15 protein-coding genes are annotated in these 16855 nt (G+C 72.5%); 3 read left to right on the top strand and 12 right to left on the bottom strand.

Features of this window, described 5'->3' with window-relative positions; genetic code table 11:
- The first annotated feature begins 33 nt into the window (after positions 1-33).
- Both IEY95_RS26860 and IEY95_RS26855 read left to right on the top strand, forming a co-directional pair.
- Complete coding sequence (locus tag IEY95_RS26860) at positions 34-1125, top strand: 3-deoxy-7-phosphoheptulonate synthase (protein WP_189188696.1); 1092 nt, start codon at positions 34-36, stop codon at positions 1123-1125.
- Positions 1126-1175: 50 nt separating this feature from the next.
- The gene (locus IEY95_RS26855; protein ID WP_189188695.1) at positions 1176-3527 is read left to right on the top strand and encodes a non-ribosomal peptide synthetase; all 2352 of its coding nucleotides are present in this window, start codon (positions 1176-1178) and stop codon (positions 3525-3527) included.
- Positions 3528-3607: 80 nt separating this feature from the next.
- Here IEY95_RS26855 and IEY95_RS26850 read toward each other — a convergent pair whose 3' ends face one another.
- The 4 genes from IEY95_RS26850 to IEY95_RS26835 all read right to left on the bottom strand — a co-directional run bounded on the left by IEY95_RS26850 (position 3608) and on the right by IEY95_RS26835 (position 7820).
- The gene (locus IEY95_RS26850; RefSeq protein WP_189188694.1) at positions 3608-4339 is read right to left on the bottom strand and encodes an alpha/beta fold hydrolase; all 732 of its coding nucleotides are present in this window, start codon (positions 4337-4339) and stop codon (positions 3608-3610) included.
- A 130-nt stretch (positions 4340-4469) separates the two neighbouring features.
- Positions 4470-5045 (bottom strand): YdeI/OmpD-associated family protein, encoded by a 576-nt coding sequence (locus tag IEY95_RS26845; RefSeq protein ID WP_189188693.1) that lies wholly within the window; start codon positions 5043-5045, stop codon positions 4470-4472.
- A 24-nt stretch (positions 5046-5069) separates the two neighbouring features.
- Complete coding sequence (locus IEY95_RS26840) at positions 5070-6248, bottom strand: 3-hydroxybenzoate 6-monooxygenase (protein WP_189188692.1); 1179 nt, start codon at positions 6246-6248, stop codon at positions 5070-5072.
- 111 nt (positions 6249-6359) lie between these two features.
- On the bottom strand, positions 6360-7820 hold the full coding sequence (locus tag IEY95_RS26835; RefSeq protein WP_229703400.1) for an MFS transporter: 1461 nt from the start codon (positions 7818-7820) through the stop codon (positions 6360-6362).
- A gap of 89 nt (positions 7821-7909) precedes the next feature.
- Between IEY95_RS26835 and IEY95_RS26830 the strand changes: the two genes are divergently transcribed.
- Positions 7910-8539 carry a CGNR zinc finger domain-containing protein gene (locus tag IEY95_RS26830; protein WP_229703399.1) on the top strand — a complete coding sequence of 210 codons (630 nt, stop codon included), beginning with the start codon at positions 7910-7912 and terminating at the stop codon, positions 8537-8539.
- A 17-nt stretch (positions 8540-8556) separates the two neighbouring features.
- On the opposite strand, the gene IEY95_RS26825 is transcribed toward IEY95_RS26830, so the two are convergent.
- The 8 genes from IEY95_RS26825 to IEY95_RS26790 form a co-directional block, all read right to left on the bottom strand.
- The gene (locus IEY95_RS26825; protein WP_189188691.1) at positions 8557-9702 is read right to left on the bottom strand and encodes an acyl-CoA dehydrogenase family protein; all 1146 of its coding nucleotides are present in this window, start codon (positions 9700-9702) and stop codon (positions 8557-8559) included.
- Positions 9703-9730: 28 nt separating this feature from the next.
- Entirely contained in the window at positions 9731-11428 is a 1698-nt protein-coding gene (locus tag IEY95_RS26820) for an AMP-binding protein (RefSeq protein ID WP_189188690.1), read from the bottom strand.
- Complete coding sequence (locus IEY95_RS26815) at positions 11425-12411, bottom strand: transketolase family protein (RefSeq protein WP_189188689.1); 987 nt, start codon at positions 12409-12411, stop codon at positions 11425-11427. The genes IEY95_RS26820 and IEY95_RS26815 overlap by 4 nt, the downstream gene beginning before the upstream one ends.
- Complete coding sequence (locus IEY95_RS26810) at positions 12408-13322, bottom strand: transketolase (RefSeq protein WP_189188688.1); 915 nt, start codon at positions 13320-13322, stop codon at positions 12408-12410. Before IEY95_RS26810 ends, IEY95_RS26815 begins: the two co-directional genes overlap by 4 nt.
- An 81-nt stretch (positions 13323-13403) precedes the next feature.
- Positions 13404-14429, bottom strand: coding sequence for an N-acetyl-gamma-glutamyl-phosphate reductase (gene argC, locus IEY95_RS26805; protein ID WP_189188687.1), 1026 nt, complete (start codon positions 14427-14429; stop codon positions 13404-13406).
- Positions 14426-15289 carry a RimK family alpha-L-glutamate ligase gene (locus IEY95_RS26800; RefSeq protein WP_189188686.1) on the bottom strand — a complete coding sequence of 288 codons (864 nt, stop codon included), beginning with the start codon at positions 15287-15289 and terminating at the stop codon, positions 14426-14428. Before IEY95_RS26800 ends, argC begins: the two co-directional genes overlap by 4 nt.
- A 63-nt stretch (positions 15290-15352) precedes the next feature.
- Entirely contained in the window at positions 15353-15535 is a 183-nt protein-coding gene (locus IEY95_RS26795; RefSeq protein WP_229703398.1) for a lysine biosynthesis protein LysW, read from the bottom strand.
- 120 nt (positions 15536-15655) lie between these two features.
- Positions 15656-16579 (bottom strand): LysR substrate-binding domain-containing protein, encoded by a 924-nt coding sequence (locus IEY95_RS26790; RefSeq protein ID WP_189188685.1) that lies wholly within the window; start codon positions 16577-16579, stop codon positions 15656-15658.
- Between the last annotated feature and the right edge of the window lie 276 nt (positions 16580-16855).

Raw genomic sequence — 16855 nt, 5'->3', positions numbered from 1 at the left:
CGCACCCTTCGCCCAAGGAAACGGATCACGTCCATGACTCCCTTTCGTACCGCGAGCATCGCCCCGAACGCCCCCGCCGCCCCGGCGCCCCCGCAGGTGCTGCCCAGCCCGGTCGCGCTGCGTGCGCAGATCCCCCTGTCCGCCCTCGCGAAGAAGACCACCGCGCTGGCCCGCCGCGACATCGGCCGGGTGCTCGCGGGCCACGACGACCGCATGGTCGTCATCACCGGCCCGTGTTCCGTGCACGACCCGGACGCCGCCCTCGGATACGCCGAGCGGCTGTCCGCGCTCGCCGCGGAGAGCCGGGATCAGCTGATCGTCGTCATGCGGGTGTACGTGGAGAAGCCGCGTACCCGGGTCGGCTGGAAGGGGCTGCTCAGCGACCCCGGCCTGGACGGTTCGCACGACCTGCCCGGCGGGCTGGGGCTCGCCCGCGGCCTGATGGCCCAGATCGCCGGCATGGGACTGCCCGTGGCCTGCGAGTTCCTGGACCCGCTGGTCCCGCCGTACCTGGCCGACGCGGTCGCCTGGGGGGCCATCGGGGCGCGTACGGTGCAGAGCCAGGTGCACCGCCAGTTCTGCAGCGGCCTCGGTATGCCGATCGGGTTCAAGAACACGACCGACGGCGGGGTCCGGGACGCGGTGGACGCCGTCGTCGCCGCCTCCCGCGCCCATGTCTACCCGGGCATCGACGGTGACGGCCGGGCGGCCGTCGTCGCGACCCAGGGCAACCCCGACGGCCATGTGGTGCTGCGCGGTGGTGCCGACGGTCCCAACTACGGTCCCGCGCAGGTCGCCGCCGCGCTGGAGGAACTGGCCGCCGCCGGTCTGCCGCAGCGGCTGATCGTCGACGCCAGCCACGGCAACAGCAACAAGGACCACGAGCGGCAGCCGCTCGTCATCGCCGACATCGCCCGCCGGATCGCCGCGGGTGAGCAGGGGATCGCCGGCGTCATGATCGAGAGCTTCCTCACCGCGGGCCGCCAGGACCTCCAACTCGGCCGCACCGACCGCCTCGTGTACGGCCAGAGCGTCACCGACGCGTGCGTGGACTGGTCGACCACGGCCCACATGGTCGACGACCTGGCCGCGGCGATCGACACCCGCCGGGCCTCCGCCGCCTGAGCACACCCCCTGTAGTCCACCCGGAACAACACCCGAGAGGAACCAATGCCGTGGCTGTCACCACGAGTTCGTCCCTGCCCCTGGCGCGCGTCCTGGACGGCGCGCGGAGCGGCGCGCTGCACCGGCGTGCCATCGACGCCCCCGCGGTCGTCGCCGAGCGGTCCGAGGTGTACGCGACGGCCGCCCTGGCGGCGCTCGTGCACAAGTACTCGGGAGAGACCGACCTGCTGATAGGCCGCCGCCGGCAGCCGGGCGCCACCGAGACGGTCGCGCTCCGCGTCGACGGACCGACCACTGCCGGGGATCTCCTGCGCGCCGTACCCGAGGCCCCCGTCGCCGAAGAGGGCGGCACCGGACGGCCGGCGCACGCTGCCGTCGACGCCACCGGGCCCGCGTCGGCGGCGCTCGCCGCGCTGACCCTCTCCGCGACCGGCGAGGGCCTGGAACTCGCCCTGGACAGTGACGAGTTCGACGCCGAGGCCGCCGACCAGTACGCCCGCCACCTGGAGCGGATCCTCGCCGCCCTGGCGGCCGACGCGGACGGCACCGTCCGGGACATCGCCCTGCTGACCGACGAGGAGCTGCACCGCACCTTGGTGGAGTGGAACGACACCGAGGGGCCGGTGGGCCCGGAGTACTTCCACGAGCTGGTCGCCGAGCACGCGCGCCGCTCCCCCGACGCGCTCGCGGTGATCCTTCCCGGCACTAGGCTCACGTACCGCGAACTCGACGGCCGGGCCAACCAGTTGGCGCATCGGCTCGCCGCCCGGGGCGTGCGTCCCGGCGACCGGGTCGGCGTCTGCTTCCCGCGCAGCGCGGAGAGCCTGGTCGCCCAGCTGGCCTGCTTCAAGCTGGCCTGCGCGGCGATCCTGCTCGACAGCGACTTCCCCGCCGACCGCGTCCGCTACATGATCAAGGACGCCTCCGCCGCCGTCGTACTGACCCTCGCCGCCCATGCGGACAAGGTCAGCGGCCTCGCCCCGGTGATCGCCCTGGACACCGACGACTGGCGCACCGAGCCGGACACCGAGGTGAGCGAGCCGGTCGACGCGGACGACCTGATCCACATCTGCTACACCTCCGGCTCCACCGGTGCCCCGAAGGCCGTCATGGTCCGCTTCGGCGCCGCCCGCAACCTGATCCACAGCATGGCCGAACTGTGCGGTATGACCGCCGCCTCCCAGGGCACCTGGCTCGCCGCCCCCGGCTACGGGATGATCGAGGTCGAATGCTTCCCCGTCCTCGCCCGCGGCGGGACCGTGCACATTCCCGACGTGTCGGTGGTCTCCTCCGAGCACCGCCTCCAGGAGTGGTTCCTGCGCGAGGGCATCACCACCACCCTGCTGATGAAGCCGATGGCCGAGCGGCTGTGGCGCCTGGAGTGGCCCGAGGGCACCCCGCTCGAGAACATCCGGGTGTGCGGCGAGCGCATCCAGTCCTGGCCCCCGGCCGGCCTGCCGTTCCGGCTGATCAACCTCTACGGCTCGGCGGAGGCCACCGTCGTCGCCAGCTGCGACATCACCGAACTCGGCGAGCAACTGGGCGCTCAGGGCAGGGATCGCCGGCTGCCGCCGATCGGCCGCCCCACCACCAACGTCACCACGTACGTCCTCGACGAGGAGCTGCGCCCGCTGCCGCCGGGCCTCGTCGGCGAGCTGTGCATCGCCGGCGTCAGCCTCTCGGCCGGCTACCTGGGCCGTCCGGAGGCCACCGCCGAGAAGTGGATCCGCAACCCGATCGACCCCGCCCGCCACCCCGTGATGTACCGCACCGGAGACCTGGCCCGGTACTGGCCGGACGGCAGCATCGAGATCGTCGGCCGCACCGACAACCAGGTCAAGGTGCGCGGCAACCGGGTTCACCTCGGCGAGATCGAGGTCGTCCTCACCACCCTGCCGGGGGTCGACCAGGCCGCCGTACTCGCCCGTCAGGACGGGCAGGGCGACGTCCAGCTGACCGCCTACGTCGAGCCCAGCCAGGGGACCGTGCCGTCGGTGCGCGACATCCGTCGCGGGCTGTCCCAGCGGCTGCCGTCGTTCATGGTCCCGGCCGTGTACGTCATCGGCGGGCTGCCCCTCAGCGTCAACGGCAAGATCGACCGGGCCGCCCTGCCCGAGCCGCCGCGCTCGCGCCCCGAGATCGACACCCCGTACCAGGCCCCCGCCGGGGAGCTGGAGGAGGCGCTGCTCAGGCTGTGGACCGAGGTGCTGGAACTCGACGGCGTGGGCGTGCAGGACAACTTCTTCGAACTGGGCGGGGATTCGCTGCGCGCCGCCCGGCTGACCGACCTGGTGCGCAAGCGGTTCGTGGTGGACATCGAGATCGTCGACCTCTTCGACGAGCCGACCGTGGCGAGGATGGCGGCCCTGGTCGCGGACCGGGTCCCGGCAGCCGCCGCCTGACCGGACACCACATCAGAGAGCCCCGCCGGTTTCGACCGGTGGGGCTCTGGGCGTACAGGGGCGGGCGTACGGGGGACGCTTCAGGCGGCCTTCGGCAGCGGCTCCGCAAGCCAGCCGTCGAGCGCCGTCATGAACTCCGTGTGGTGGCCGTACCAGGTGATGTGCCCGCCCCCCTCGACCGACCGCACCTGTACGCCCCGGGCCGTCAGCTGCTCGACCGCGGCCGGCGGGACGAAGCGGCTGGGCTCGGGGCGGATCATCAGCGAGGGGACGTGCTCCGGCGGGGCGAAGTCCATCCCGGCCACCGAGGCGAGCAGGCTCACCGAGGTGGCCACGTCGAACTGCTCGGCCGCCCGCGCCTCGACGACCCGGTCCTGCTGCTGCCAGCCGGGTTCCTGCCGGTCGAGGGCGTCGAGCGTACGGCGCTCCTTCGCCTTGGTGTACGCCGCGGTGAGCGTCGGGGAGTCGAAGTCGGCCCGGCTGGGGCCGAAGGGCGTGTCGACGTACACCACCCGCTCGGGGGCCAGCCGGTCCAGGGCGGAGGCGAGCACGAAGGCCCCCATCGAGTGGCCGACGGCGAGCGCCGGAACGGTCGGTACGGACTTCAGGAGAGCGGTGACGAAGCTGTCCAGGTCGGCGTCGGGGTCGGCGGGGGAGAGGCCGTGGCCGGGGAGATCCACGGCCACCACCCGATAGCCGCGCTCGGCCAGCGCCGGGCCGATTTCCCACCAGCATTCCCCATTGCTCAGCATTCCGTGGACGAGTACGGCGACGTGGTCGCCCGTGCCCCAATGGCGTACGTGAAGAGTCATGCCGGGAAGAATAGTTTCCGGAATGCCGGAAGCCGGGGGTGTGCGGTGACGGATCCTTTATGGAAGCGAGAAGCCGCCGCCCGCTGTGTGGAGCCGGGCGACGGCTACTTGGGTGACCGCTTTTGGGGCTTCAGCTCTCGGCGGACTCCAGCTTCTGCATGATCTTCTTCAGCTGGGCGGCCCGGTTCTGCTCGCCGACCGCCTTGAGGAGCGGCAGCATCAGGCCGTAGCGCTTGGTGCGGTCAAGCCGTTCGAACCGCTCGGTGGCGCCCGGCCGTTCGCTCAGCACGGCCGCCAGATCCTCCGGCACTTCGGCGAGGGCCTGTGATTCGTAGGCGGCGGCCCAGCGGCCGTCGGCCTGCGCGGCCCGGATCTCCGCCAGGCCCGGCTCGCGCATCCGCCCGGCTTCGATCAGCGCCTCGACCTTGCGGATGTTGACCATCGACCACACGCTGCGCGGCCGGCGAGGGGTGAGCTTCTGCAGGAAGAAACGCTCGTCCAGCGATTTGCGCTGGCCCGGAATCCAGCCGTAGCACAGGGCCACGTCGAGGGCCTGGGTGGAATTGACCGAGGGAATTCCGGAACCCTTCTTTGCGATTTTCAGCCACACCCCGCTCGACAGTGCGTGATGTTCTTCGAGCCAGTTCTCCAGGTCCTCCTCGGCGGGAAAGTGCAGCATTTTGGCGTCGTCGTGCTGGGCGGCCATACGGGCATCTGCCTTCCGTGCGCGTCAAACGGTGGTGAAGTCGGTGGCGCCGTGCAGCCAGGACACCACGTCGTACAGGTCCTCGGCGGAGTGCGAGGCGAGCAGCGCGTCGCGCTCGGCGGCGCGGGCACCGGCCGCGTGGTACAGCTCGCTGCCCATCCAGCGGGCGGTGAGCGTGGTGCGGGCGGTGCGCTCGCGCCGTACGCCGTTGTACTTCTCCAGGCGCTGGGAGACGTCGGCCGGGTCGCAGCGCAGCAGCGCGGCGAGCACCACCGCGTCCTCCAGGGCCATGCAGGCACCCTGGGCGGCGTACTGGAGCATCGGGTGGGCGGCGTCGCCGGCCAGTGCCACCCGGCCGTCCACCCAGGTCTCGACCGGGTCGCGGTCGCACAACACCCAGATCCGCCAGTCCCGGCCGAGCTGAAGCACCTGGCGTGCGGCGTCGGACAGTTCGTCGAACTCGGCGAGGACCCGCTCGCGGGGGGCGGGGGTTCCGGTGATCTCGTGGACGGCGCCGTCGTCGCGGGTGGCGGCGAGGTTGAGGTAGGCGCCGGTGCCGATGGGATAGTGCACGAAGTGCCACTTCGGGCCCGCCCACAGGGTCACGGCCCGGGTCCGCAGTCGCTCGGGGACCTCGGACATCGGGATGACGGAGCGGTAGATGGTGTGGCCGGAGACGCGCGGCGCGCCGTCGCCGACGAGCTGCTCGCGTACGGCGGAGCGCAGGCCGTCGGCGCCTATGAGCGCCTGGCCGCGGAAGCGGTCGCCGGTGGCGGTCGTCGCGGTCACGTGGCCGTCGGAGTGCTCGTAGCGGGTCACGCGCTGACCGGCGATCAGCTCCACACCCGACTCCCGGCAGCCGTCGAGCAGGGCACGGTGCAGGTCTGCGCGGTGTACGACGGCGTAGGGGTTGCCGAAGCGGGTGCGGTAGCCGCCGGTCAGCAGCATCGCGGCGACCCGGTGTCCGGTCGTACCGTCCATGAAGCGGAGTTCGTCGATGAAGTCGGCGCGGTCGGCCACGGCGTCGCGGACACCGAGGGCGTCCAGCGCGTGGAAGGCGTTGGGTGCCAGCTGGATTCCGGCGCCGATCTCGCTGAACTCGGGGCGGCTCTCCAGGACCGTCACCCGGTGTCCGCTGCGGGCCTGGCCCAGCGCGACGGCCAGTCCGCCGATGCCGCCGCCCGCGACGAGTATGTGAGTCATGGCTCGTTCCTGATCCTCTCCGCATGCGTGTACCGGATGGGCGCGGCGGCCGGCCCTCCGGGGGAGCGAGGGCCGGCCGCGCGCGGGGGACGGCGGCGAACCGCCGGTGGACTACTGGGCCGCCACCGGCGCCTCGGCCGGGGTGCCCAGGGCCTCCTTGCCCGGGGCCGCGTCGGCCTGCGGGCGGGCTGCCGTGGCGACCGCCGTGCCGCGCAGGCCGAGGGCCGAGACCGCGACGATGCCGACGGAGAGCGCGGCGGTGAACCAGAACGCCGCGCGGAAGCCGTCGATCGGGATGGCCCGGACCGCGCCGTGCGCGATGCCGGCGAGCGCCACGCCCAGGGCGAGGCACAGGCCCACGCCCAGCTGGCGGCTGGAGTTGTACAGGCCGGAGGCGAGACCCATCTGCGGTCCGCTGACCCCGCTGGTCGCGGCGACGGCCGTGGTGATCATCATGACCGTCACACCCAGGCCGAGCAGGACACCGCCGGGCAGCACCACCAGCAGGTACGAGCTGTCCGCCGTGACCTGCGCGAGCAGCGCCCCGCCCGCGGCGAGGAACACACCGCCGAGGGTCAGCGTGTTGCGCGCGCCCAGCTTCTCGGTCAGGCGGATCACCGGGACGCTGGCGAGGAACACAACGAACGCCTGCGGGAAGAAGGCGAGTCCGGTCTTGACGGAGGAGTAGTGGAGCACCTGCTGCAGGTACAGGGTGATGAAGAAGGTGGACACCGACATCACACCGCCCGACAGGAACGCGATCGCGTTGCCGGAGGACAGGCTGCGGTTGCGGAAGATCGACAGCGGCACGAGCGGCGTGGAGACCCGGGTCTGCACCACCAGGAAGGCGATCAGCAGCACGGCGCCGGCCGTCAGGGAGACGATGACCGGGGTCGCGCCCCAGCCCTTGTCCGAGGCGACGGTCAGGCCGTAGCTGAACGCGCACATCGCGGAGGTGACGAGGACCGCGCCGGGCACGTCGAGACGCGTGGCCCGGGTCTGGATGTGGTCGGCGACGAGCTTCCGCGCGGCGAGCGCGACCAGGACGATGCCGACCGGCAGGTTGACCAGCATCACCGCACGCCAGCTGATGTACTCGGTGAGCAGACCGCCGGCCGCGACACCGCCGGAGAAGCCGGCGGAGGAGACCGCGCCGAAGACACCCATCGCCTTCACACGCTCCTTGCCTTCCGGGAACCCGGCGGCGATCAGCGCGAGGACGGCCGGGGAGACCGCCGCTGCCGCCAGACCCTGCAGCGCGCGGGCGGCGACCAGGACGAACGGGGCGGTGGCGAGGCCGCCGACGAGCGAGGCGAGGGTGAAGACGGTGAGCCCGGTGACGAACAGCCGCTTGCGGCCGATGACGTCCCCGGCCCGGCCGCCGAGCAGCAGGAACCCGCCGTAGAAGAGCGCGTAGGCGCCCACGACCCACTGCAGTCCGCTGTCGGTGAAGCCGAGGTCGCGCTGCATGCCGCCAAGGGCGACGTTCACGATGGCGAAGTCGAGGGCGAGCATGAACTGTGCGGTGCACAGCAGAAGGAGCGGCGGTCGCCCGCCGGTGTTCCCGGCCATGGGATTCCTTTCGTGGGGGGATACGGAGGTGGAGATGGAGCGGTGGAGATGGATACCGGTCAACGCGAGTGACCGGTAAGGTCTGCGGCATGAGCGGAATGTCGGCACAGGCCACGGCGTCGAGTGAGCCGACAGGACGACCGCGGGTGCGGCAACCGGGGAACCGCGAGGTCGCGCCCGGTCGGCTCGCCCTGGTGCAGTCCTTCGTCAACAGCCTCAACGTGGAGTTCGGACCCGACGAGTTCGCCACCGTCGGGGGGATCACGCGCTGGCTTGAGGAGTACGGTCCGCCCGGCGCCGCCGACGGTGTCACCGAGGCCGACCGCAGGCGGGCGGTCGAACTCCGCGAGGCCCTGCGGGCGTTGCTGCGGGAGAACAACGGCGGTGCCCCCGACCCGGCGGCCCGCGCCGTCGTCGAGCGCGTCGCCGCGCACTCCCCGCTGGTCCTCGGCTTCGACGACGTGGGCCTGCCCGGCCTGCGGCCCGCCCGCACGGGCGCCCAGGGCCTGTTCGGGCAGATCCTCGGGATCGTCGTCGAGGCGGCCAAGGAAGGCACCTGGCAGCGGCTGAAGTCCTGCCATGACCACCGCTGCGAGTGGGCCTTCTACGACCGTGCCCGCAACCGCACCGGCCGCTGGTGCTCCATGGCGGTGTGCGGCACCCGTTCCAAGATGCAGGTGTACCGGCAGGGCCTGAAGGCCGACACGGCGAACGGCTGAGCGCGGCAGGATCCCCGTCACGGCGCGTACTCCCTGCCCAGGACGAGGCGCGCCACCGTCAGCTTGGTCGCCGCCGCCGTGCCGTCGGCGAGCTGGAGGCCGATGACGTCCCGCAGCCGCTGGGCGACCGGCCCGTCCTCGCTCCAGCCCAGGTGCCCCATGGTCAGCAGCGCCTGGTGGGTGGCCTCCACGGCGGCCTTGGGCGCCCACCACTTGGCCATGTTCGACGGGATGCGGGGATCCTCGCCCCGGTCCGCCGTGCACAGAGCCTCGTAGGCGACCAGGCGCGCCGCGTGCAGCAGGGTGGTGTGCTCCACGAGCGGGAACGCCACCGACTGGAACCGGCCGAGGGGCTGCCCGAAGGCGGTCCGCCGGGTGGCGTGGGCGTACGCCTCGTCCAGGGCGGCGTTGCCCACCGCGATCGCCATCAGCGCGATGTACGCCCGCGAGACCCCGAAGCCGCGCATCACGGCTGCGAAGCCGCCGCCCGGCTCGCCGACCAGCTCACCGCGGCCGACCCGCACCCCGTCGAGGACGATACGGCCCCTGCCGCCGGCCCTGCAGCCCAGATCGGTCAGCCGCTCCCGGTGTATCCGCGCGTCGTCCAGCGGGATGTAGAAGGCGCTGATGCCGCGCGGGCCGTCCCCGCCGGTGCGGGCGAAGACCAGCGCGTGGGTGGCGTGCGCGGCGATCATGATCGAGGTCTTCTCGCCGGTCAGCACCCAGCCGTCACCGTCCGCCTCGGCACTCATCCGGATGCCCGCCGCGTCCGTGCCGTGGCCGGGCTCGGTCAGCGCGAGGGCGACGACGGCCTCGCCGCGGGCGATCGGCGGCAGCCAGGCCGCCCGTTGCTCCGGGGTGCCGTTGTCGGCGAGGACACCGCCGATGAGCGCGGCGTTGAGCACCGGGAAGCAGACCGCGAGATCGGCCGCGGCCAGCTGCTCAAGGGCGATGCCCGCGCTGACCGCGTCGAGGCCGAGGCCGCCGTACTGTTCCGGGATGCGCAGGGCGAACAGGTCCGCGGCGGCCATGTCCGCGATCAGGTCCGGGCGGTAGGTGCCGGTGCGGTCCTGCTCCTGGCGGTGCGGGGCGATCTTCTCGGCGGCGAACTCGGCGACCCGCTTGGCCAGTTCGTTCTGCGCTGGGGTGAACGTGAAGTCCATGGAGTGTGCTTCCTTCTCGCGGCGGGCGTCAGGCGGCGGGGCCGGAAGGGACGGAGTGACCCGGCGCGCGCAGCAGGTCGCGCAGGGCGAATTTCTGGATCTTTCCGGAGGGGGTGCGAGGCAGCTCCGGCAGCAGTTCCACCCGCTCCGGCCAGTACGTCTTGGCCATGCCCAGCCCGGCCAGGTGCTCCTGGAGGTCGGGCAGGCCGAGGACCGGGCCGCTGGTGACCAGGAAGGCGCACGCGCGCTCCCCGAGCCGCTCGTCCGGGTAGCCGACCACCGCGACGTCCTTGATCGCGGGGTGCCGCAGCAGCGCGCCCTCGACCTCGACGACCGGGATGTTCTCGGCGCCGCGCATGATCATGTCCTTGACCCGGCCCACGATGCGGATGCCACCGTTGCCGTCGTCCCGGGCCAGGTCGCCGGTGTCGAACCAGCCGTCGGAGGTCACCGAGGCGTCGTAGACCTCCTGCCGCCGGAAGTAGCCCAGGCATTGGGCGGCGCCGCGCACCTGGAGACGGCCGTTCTCCCCGGGGCGTACGGGGGTGCCGTCCTTGGCGGTGACGCGGATCTCCATGCCGGGGACCGCGGTGCCGTCGCTCTCGGCGGCCCGCAGCGGCGGCTGTTCGGGCCGGGTGACGGTCACGCAGCCGTTCTCCGTCATGCCCCACAGCGCGTACACCCGGCAGCCGAGCAGCGCGTCGGCGTCCTCCACCAGCAGCGGCGCGATCGGCGCGCTGCCGGTGGCGAAGCTGCGCAGCGCGGACAGGTCGTGGGGGGTGCGGCGCTGGGCGTCGATCAGGTCGGACAGGAAGGTGGGCGCCCCCATGAAGAACGTCACCCGCTGCTCCTGGAGGATGCGCAGCATCCGGTCCGCGTCCCACCGGTCCACCTGCACCGCGGTCGCGCCGAGCAGCATCGGCATCACGAAGTTCCAGGTGAAACCGGCCTGATGGGTGGTCGGCGAGCCCATCGCGGTGATCTCGTCGGCGGCGAGGCCGAGGACGTCGGCCTGCGCCTTGTTCATCGCGTACAAGGTGTTGTGGCTGTGCACGACGCCCTTGGGCTCCCCGGTCGTGCCGGAGGTGAACATGATCTGCCCGGCGTCGTCCGGCCCTGCCTCCAGGCAGTCGAGGGACGCGAGCAGGTCCGGGTCGGGCGTGGGGGCGTACAGGTCGCGGGTGAAGTCCAGTGCGCCGTCGGTGAGGTGGCCGCCCTCCCGGCCGTCGCCGCCGAGCAGCACCCGGTGGCGCAGGGTGGGCACGGCCTCCGCGACCTCGGCGCTCATCTCGCCGTAGGAGAAGCCCCGGAACTCGGCGGCGGCGATGTAGACCGGGCTGGCGGTGAGCCGGGTCATGAACTCCACCTCGCGGCGGCGCATCGTCGGTACGACGGGACCGGCGACCGCGCCGACCCGTGCGGCGGCCAGGCACAGCGCCACCAGTTCCCAGGAGTTGGGCAGTTGCAGCGTCACCACGTCGCCGCGCCGCACGCCGAGCCGGAGCAGCCCGACCGCGAGCCGGTCGACCCGGCGGGCGAGTTCGGCGTACGTCACGGTCTGCGCGTCGGTGCCGGAGTAGCAGACCAGGGCGGGCTTGTCGGGGCGCTCGGCGGCCCAGCGGCGCAGGTCGTGCAGGATCGTCTCGTCGCGCCAGAAGCCGGCCGCGCGCCACTCGTCGCCGAGCTCTGCCGGGGCGTTCGACGGTCGCTGTGCTGTCGTGGTCATCGGGTGCCTCCCCCGGAGTTGCCGAGCGCCCGGCGGGCGCGGGCGGCGATGGACTGGGCGCTGACACCGCCCTGTTCGAGAAGCTGGCGCTGGCTGCCGGCGACCGGCACGAAGGCGTCCGGCATCGCGACCCGGTGGACCCGGACCGGCAGCGCGCCCAGTTCCTCGGCGACCGCGGAGCCGAACCCGCCGGCCGCCCAGTGCTCCTCCACCGTGATCAGATGCCGCTGGTCGCCCAGCGCGCCGAGCAGCGCCGGGGTGTCGAGCGGCTTGACGGTGTGCAGGTGCAGGACGTTCGCCGAGATGCCGTCCGCGGCGAGGAGTTCGGCCGCCTCCAGGGCCGCCAGGACCGGGTAGGGGCCGCAGGCGGCGAGCGTGATGTCGCCGCCTCGGCGCAGGATCTGGGCCTTGCCGAGGCGCGGCGGCTCGGCGTCGGCCGGCAGGGCGGGGGTGGCCCCCCGGCCGAGGCGGAGGTAGACCGGGCCGCCCAACGCGAGGGCCTGGCAGAGAAGTTCGGTGGTCTGGGCGGGGTCGCCGGGCACCACCACGGTCATGTGGGGCAGCACCCGCATCGACGCCAGGTCCTCCAGGGCGTGGTGCGTGGGGCCGAGGTGACCGGCCGACACCCCGGAGTGGGTGGCCGCGATCACCACCGGCAGCTCGCCCAGCGCGATGTCGAGCTTCACCGCCTCCAGGGCCCGGGACGCGGCGAACGCGGCCATCGTGTTGACCACCGCGATCCGCCCCTCACGGGCGAGCCCGGCCGCGGCACCCATCAGGGTGTGCTCGGCGATCCCGAGATTCAGATACCGGTCCGTGCCGTCCCCGAAGTCGACCCCGCCGAACAGCCCGGTGTCACTGTCCAGGACCACCAACCGCTCCTCACGGGGGAGGAGTTCGGCGACGGTGTCGCGGTAGACCTCACGAGCGGAACGCTCGGCGGGGGCGGCTCGGCGCTCGGTGGAAGCCGTGGCGGTGGTCATCGGCGGGCCTCCGCGTCCGCGCGCAGGGCCTTCAGGAGCTGGAGCTGCTGGCGGCGGCCGAGGCGGGCGTAGTGGCTGCGGGCCTGACCCTCGATCTGGGGGACGCCCTTGCCCTTGACGGTGTGCGCGATCAGGACGGTGGGGCGCTCCGGGTCCGGTGGCAAGGACAGCGCGTCGGTCAGCGCCTCGGTGTCGTGGCCGTCGGCCTCCAGCACCCGCCAGCCGAAGGCGCGCCAGCGGTCGGACAGCGGTTCGAGCGCGCCGACGGACTCGGTGGGGCCGCTGATCTGCAAGCCGTTGCGGTCCACGATCGCGGTGAGATGGCCGAGCCGCTGCGCGGAGGCGACCGAGGCGGCCTCCCACACCGAGCCCTCCTGCAGCTCCCCGTCGCCCATGACGACGAAGCAGCGGCGCTCGGAGCCCTCCAGCCTGTGCCCCAGCGCGTGCCCGACGCCGACGGCCAGTCCGTGGCCGAGGGAGCCGGAGGGCATCTCCACACCGGGGATCCCGGGGTGCGGGTGAGCCGTGAAGTGGCTGCCCGGCCTGGCGTAGGCCTGCAGCTCCTCGGCCGGGAAGTAGCCGGCCTCGCACAGCGCCGCGAACAGGCCGATGCCCCCGTGCCCCTTGCTGAGCAGCAGGATGTCGCGGTCGGGCTGCCCCGGGAATCGGGGGTCGTGGCGCAGCACCCGGAAGTAGAGCACGGCCAGGATCTCCACCAGGGACATCGAGCCGCCCAGGTGACCGCCCTCGGCGGACGCGCACATCGTCACGATGTGCTCCCTGATCCGGGTGATGACCTCGGGCAGTTCGGCTCCGCCGCGGGGTGCCTCGGCCCCGGACGGGCCGACGGGGCGGTCGGCGGTCGGTGCGGCCGGCGGCGGGGTGCCGCGCAGCAGGGGCGGGCTGCTCATGCCTGGTCCTTTCGGCGGGTGCGGTGGCGAGTGGACGCCGGAGGCGTACGGGGGTGCGGGCGTACGACGGTGCGGTCGGGGTCAGTTGGGATGCAGCCCGGTGAACTCCAGGCCGCGGTCCTCCGGTTCGCCGAAGCGCACGTTCATGCACTGCACGGCGTTGCCCGCGCCGCCCTTGACGAGGTTGTCCAAGGCCGCGATCACGGTGACGGTGGAGGCCCCGCGGTCCAGCGCGAAGCCGACGTCGCAGAAGTTCGAGCCGGACAGGATCTTGGCGTCGGGGAAGCGGTGCATGCCGCGCCGGGCGGCGACGATCCGCACGAACGGCGCGTCGCCGTACCAGGAGCGGTAGGTGGCGCGGATGGCGCGCTCGTCGACCCCGTCGGCAAGCGCCGCCCGGCACAGCAGCTGCACCCCGCGCACCGCCTCGACGCCGGTGGCCGTCATGTGGATGGTGTGCCCGGTCGCCTGCGCGATCTCGGCCTCGTGCCGGTGCCGGGTGGGCGCGAACACCCGCAGTGCGCCGCTGCGTTCGGCGTGCAGGTTCTCCGAGCCGGCCTTGGCGCCGGAGCCGCTGGACCCGGTACGGGCGTCCACCGTGATGTCACCCCGCACCAGCCCGGCGCGGGCCAGCGGGACCAGGGAGAGCAGTCCGGCGGTGGCCATGCAGCCGGGCACGGAGATCCGGTCGGCGCTGCGCAGCCGCTCGCGGTGGAACTCGGGGATGCCCGGGGTGAACGTGTCGATCAGAGCGGGCGCCTCGTGCGGGGTGCCGTAGTAGTCCTCGTAGACATCGGTGTCGCGCAGCCGGAAGTCCCCGGACAGATCGATGACGACCCGCGCCGAGTCGAGGTACTCGGGCATCCGCTGCATGGTCTCCCGGTGCGGGGTGGCCAGGAACAGCACGTCGGGGTGGCCGAGTTGGTCGTACGACGAGAACGTCAGCCGGGTGCGGCCGCGCAGGTTGGGGTGGACGCTGTCGACCGGCCGCCCGCGCAGGGTGCGCGAGACGGCGCCGACGACCTCCACCTGGGGGTGGTTGACCAGCAGGCGGAGCAGTTCCCCGCCGATGTAGCCGGCCGCGCCCACGACGGCTGCCCGGATCATGCCTGTGCCTCCTTGATGAGCAGGGCGGCGATGGCGTCCGCTGCGTCGATGTCCGTCCCATGGCTCTGTTGCAGGCCCCGGAACTCCACCCGGTCGTTGACCTCGAGCACGGTGAGCCGACCGTCGGGGTCCTGGAGCAGGTCCACGCCGGCGATGTGCGCGCCGACGGTGTCCGCGGCGGCCACCGCGAGTGCGGTGAGGTCCGGGTCGAGCGGACAGCGCTCGCTGACCGCGCCGCGGGCGACGTTCGTACGCCACTGATCGCTGCGCCGGTACGTCGCCCCGACCGCCCGTCCGCCGACCACGAGGACCCGGATGTCCCGGTCCGCCTTGGCGACCTCGCGCTGTACGTAGACGATGTGCGACTGCGGGGAGGGCAGCGCCGCCAGGTGCTCCAGGACGGCCGCGGCCATCGCGGGGTCGGTCACCCGGGTCACCAGGCGCCCCCAGGAGCCGACCAGGGGTTTGATCACGGCCGGGTAGCCGAGCTGCTCCAGGGCTTCGAGCGCCGCCTCCGGGGTCAGCGCGAGGGTGGTCTCGGGAGTTGGCAGACCGCGGGCGACCAGCGCCGTCGACGTCTGCCACTTGTCACCGCACACCGCCGTCGCGGCGGTGGTGTTGAGCACCTTCGTGCCCGTCGACTCCAGGGCGCTCGCCGCGTACAGCGCCCGGTAGTGGCCGACCTCCCGGTTGAGGACGGTGCGCGGGCCGGCCCAGGGCGAGCCCGCCCGGACCGACAGCGCGCGGGGGTCGATCTGCAGGCACGCGGCGCCACGCCTCTCCAGGGCTGCCAGGATGCTTTTCTCCTCGAAGCGGACTCGTGAGGCGAGCACGCCGAGCCGCGGTGCCGCTGAACTCATGGCCTTCTTCTCCTTCCCCTGTGTCCCTGTGGCCTCTGGCCTCTGTGTCGGATCCGGGGCTGCTTACTCGCCCCAGTCCTCCTCGACCTCGGGCGCGAGGATGAGGCGCGGCGGCTCGACGGATTCGACCTCCAATTCCGTACGGCACTCCGGGCACTCGAGGATTTCGCCGACCCGGGCGTCGTTCTCCCAGGGCACCGCCGCGTCGCACTCGAGGCATTCGGTGATCGTCAGGGTCTGGGACATGGGAATTCCCCTCACGTGATGGAATCTGGTGGAGCAAGGAACCAAAAGGACTGTATCCCTGGGTTTTCCGCCGTTCGGCCGGGTTTCATGACCGGCTCGAATGGGAGTGAACGCGGCTGCTTATGCGTGGCTGCTCATGCCCGTGGGAATGAGGGTGTCCGCGGGGCCCGCGGACTCAAGCGGATATCCCTGGAGCGCCTGCCGGAACGCCTTCTCCGCGATCCGGACGAAGCCCTCCGGGGCGGCGCCGGGGGCCAGCGCCAGGGTCACCGGCAGCGGGGCCGGCGGCTGCGGAAGCCCCGCATGCGCGGTGCGGGCCAGGCCCCACAGCTCGTCGCCGTTGGCGATCAGGCAGGTCATGCCGAGGCCGGCCTTGGCGGCCGAACGCAGGCCGATCAGCTCGGGCCCCTCGTAGGCGACGCGCCAGGGGACGCCTGCGTCGTCCAGGACCTCGCCGACCAGTCCGCGCAGGGTGCAGGGGGCGGGGAACAGCGCCAGCGGAAGCGGGTCCCGCTCGCGGGTGGCGGGCCGGCCGAACCAGCCCATGCGCATCCTGCCCAGCTCCAGGGCGTCCGTGCCCGGGTCCGGCGGGGCGGCCTGCAACAGCAGCGCCGCGTCGAGCTGACCGGAGCCGAGCTGCTGCGCCAGCACCTCGCTCACCCCCGTCCGGACCCGCAGCTGCACCTGGGGCAGCCCTCGGTTGACCCGGCGCAGGAACTCCGGCAGGACCTCGGCGAGCTGGCTGGTCACGCCGACCGACAGCAGCACCTGGCCGGCCTCGGGCACGAACCGGGCGACCGCCTCGTCGTTCAGCGCCACCATTCGGCGGGCGTACTCCAGCAGCTCCTCGCCCTGCGGGCTGAGCTGCATCTCCCGCCCCGTGGCGGCGAAGACCGGGCTCTTGATGAGGCCGCTGAGCTGGCGGATCTGCTGGCTGACCGCGGGCTGGGTGATGTGCAGGGCCTCCGCGGCCCGCCGGAATCCGCCGTGCTCGACCACGGCCACCAATGCCCTCAGGCGATTTATCTGAAGGTCGTGACGCATTCTCTCACCCCGTCGTCGGTTGGAATTCCTGGAGCTGGCAGCAGCCTAGGAGGAGCAGGTTCGCGGCGGCCACGGCACAGCTCACCGGATGTGTGTGAGATCTTCATGTCCGGTGTGTTCAGTCGTCCCGAACGGGAATCACAGCGCCTTATTCAGACCATAAAAAGCGGGCGTGGAATTACTCCGCCAAAATGTCAGGCGGCGGCCTAGCATCGATCCCACTCAAGAGCCGTTCAAGCGGCACGTCCAGGGCCACTCAGGTAGCTACTCAGGGAG

The organism is Streptomyces albiflavescens, from assembly GCF_014645835.1.
Taxonomy (GTDB): Bacteria; Actinomycetota; Actinomycetes; order Streptomycetales; family Streptomycetaceae; genus Streptomyces; species Streptomyces albiflavescens.
Note: the sequence above shows the minus strand (reverse complement) of the source record. Positions and strands in the feature narration are given on the sequence as shown.

Excerpts from the sequence above, each read along its gene's own strand:
- IEY95_RS26860 (WP_189188696.1), top strand. The coding sequence starts at position 34 with ATGACTCCCTTTCGTACCGCGAGCATCGCCCCGAACGCCCCCGCCGCC.
- IEY95_RS26850 (WP_189188694.1), bottom strand. The coding sequence starts at position 4,339 with ATGACTCTTCACGTACGCCATTGGGGCACGGGCGACCACGTCGCCGTA.
- IEY95_RS26845 (WP_189188693.1), bottom strand. The coding sequence starts at position 5,045 with ATGGCCGCCCAGCACGACGACGCCAAAATGCTGCACTTTCCCGCCGAG.
- IEY95_RS26840 (WP_189188692.1), bottom strand. The coding sequence starts at position 6,248 with ATGACTCACATACTCGTCGCGGGCGGCGGCATCGGCGGACTGGCCGTC.
- IEY95_RS26835 (WP_229703400.1), bottom strand. The coding sequence starts at position 7,820 with ATGGCCGGGAACACCGGCGGGCGACCGCCGCTCCTTCTGCTGTGCACC.
- IEY95_RS26830 (WP_229703399.1), top strand. The coding sequence starts at position 7,910 with ATGAGCGGAATGTCGGCACAGGCCACGGCGTCGAGTGAGCCGACAGGA.
- IEY95_RS26825 (WP_189188691.1), bottom strand. The coding sequence starts at position 9,702 with ATGGACTTCACGTTCACCCCAGCGCAGAACGAACTGGCCAAGCGGGTC.
- IEY95_RS26820 (WP_189188690.1), bottom strand. The coding sequence starts at position 11,428 with ATGACCACGACAGCACAGCGACCGTCGAACGCCCCGGCAGAGCTCGGC.
- IEY95_RS26815 (WP_189188689.1), bottom strand. The coding sequence starts at position 12,411 with ATGACCACCGCCACGGCTTCCACCGAGCGCCGAGCCGCCCCCGCCGAG.
- IEY95_RS26810 (WP_189188688.1), bottom strand. The coding sequence starts at position 13,322 with ATGAGCAGCCCGCCCCTGCTGCGCGGCACCCCGCCGCCGGCCGCACCG.
- argC (WP_189188687.1), bottom strand. The coding sequence starts at position 14,429 with ATGATCCGGGCAGCCGTCGTGGGCGCGGCCGGCTACATCGGCGGGGAA.
- IEY95_RS26800 (WP_189188686.1), bottom strand. The coding sequence starts at position 15,289 with ATGAGTTCAGCGGCACCGCGGCTCGGCGTGCTCGCCTCACGAGTCCGC.
- IEY95_RS26795 (WP_229703398.1), bottom strand. The coding sequence starts at position 15,535 with ATGTCCCAGACCCTGACGATCACCGAATGCCTCGAGTGCGACGCGGCG.
- IEY95_RS26790 (WP_189188685.1), bottom strand. The coding sequence starts at position 16,579 with ATGCGTCACGACCTTCAGATAAATCGCCTGAGGGCATTGGTGGCCGTG.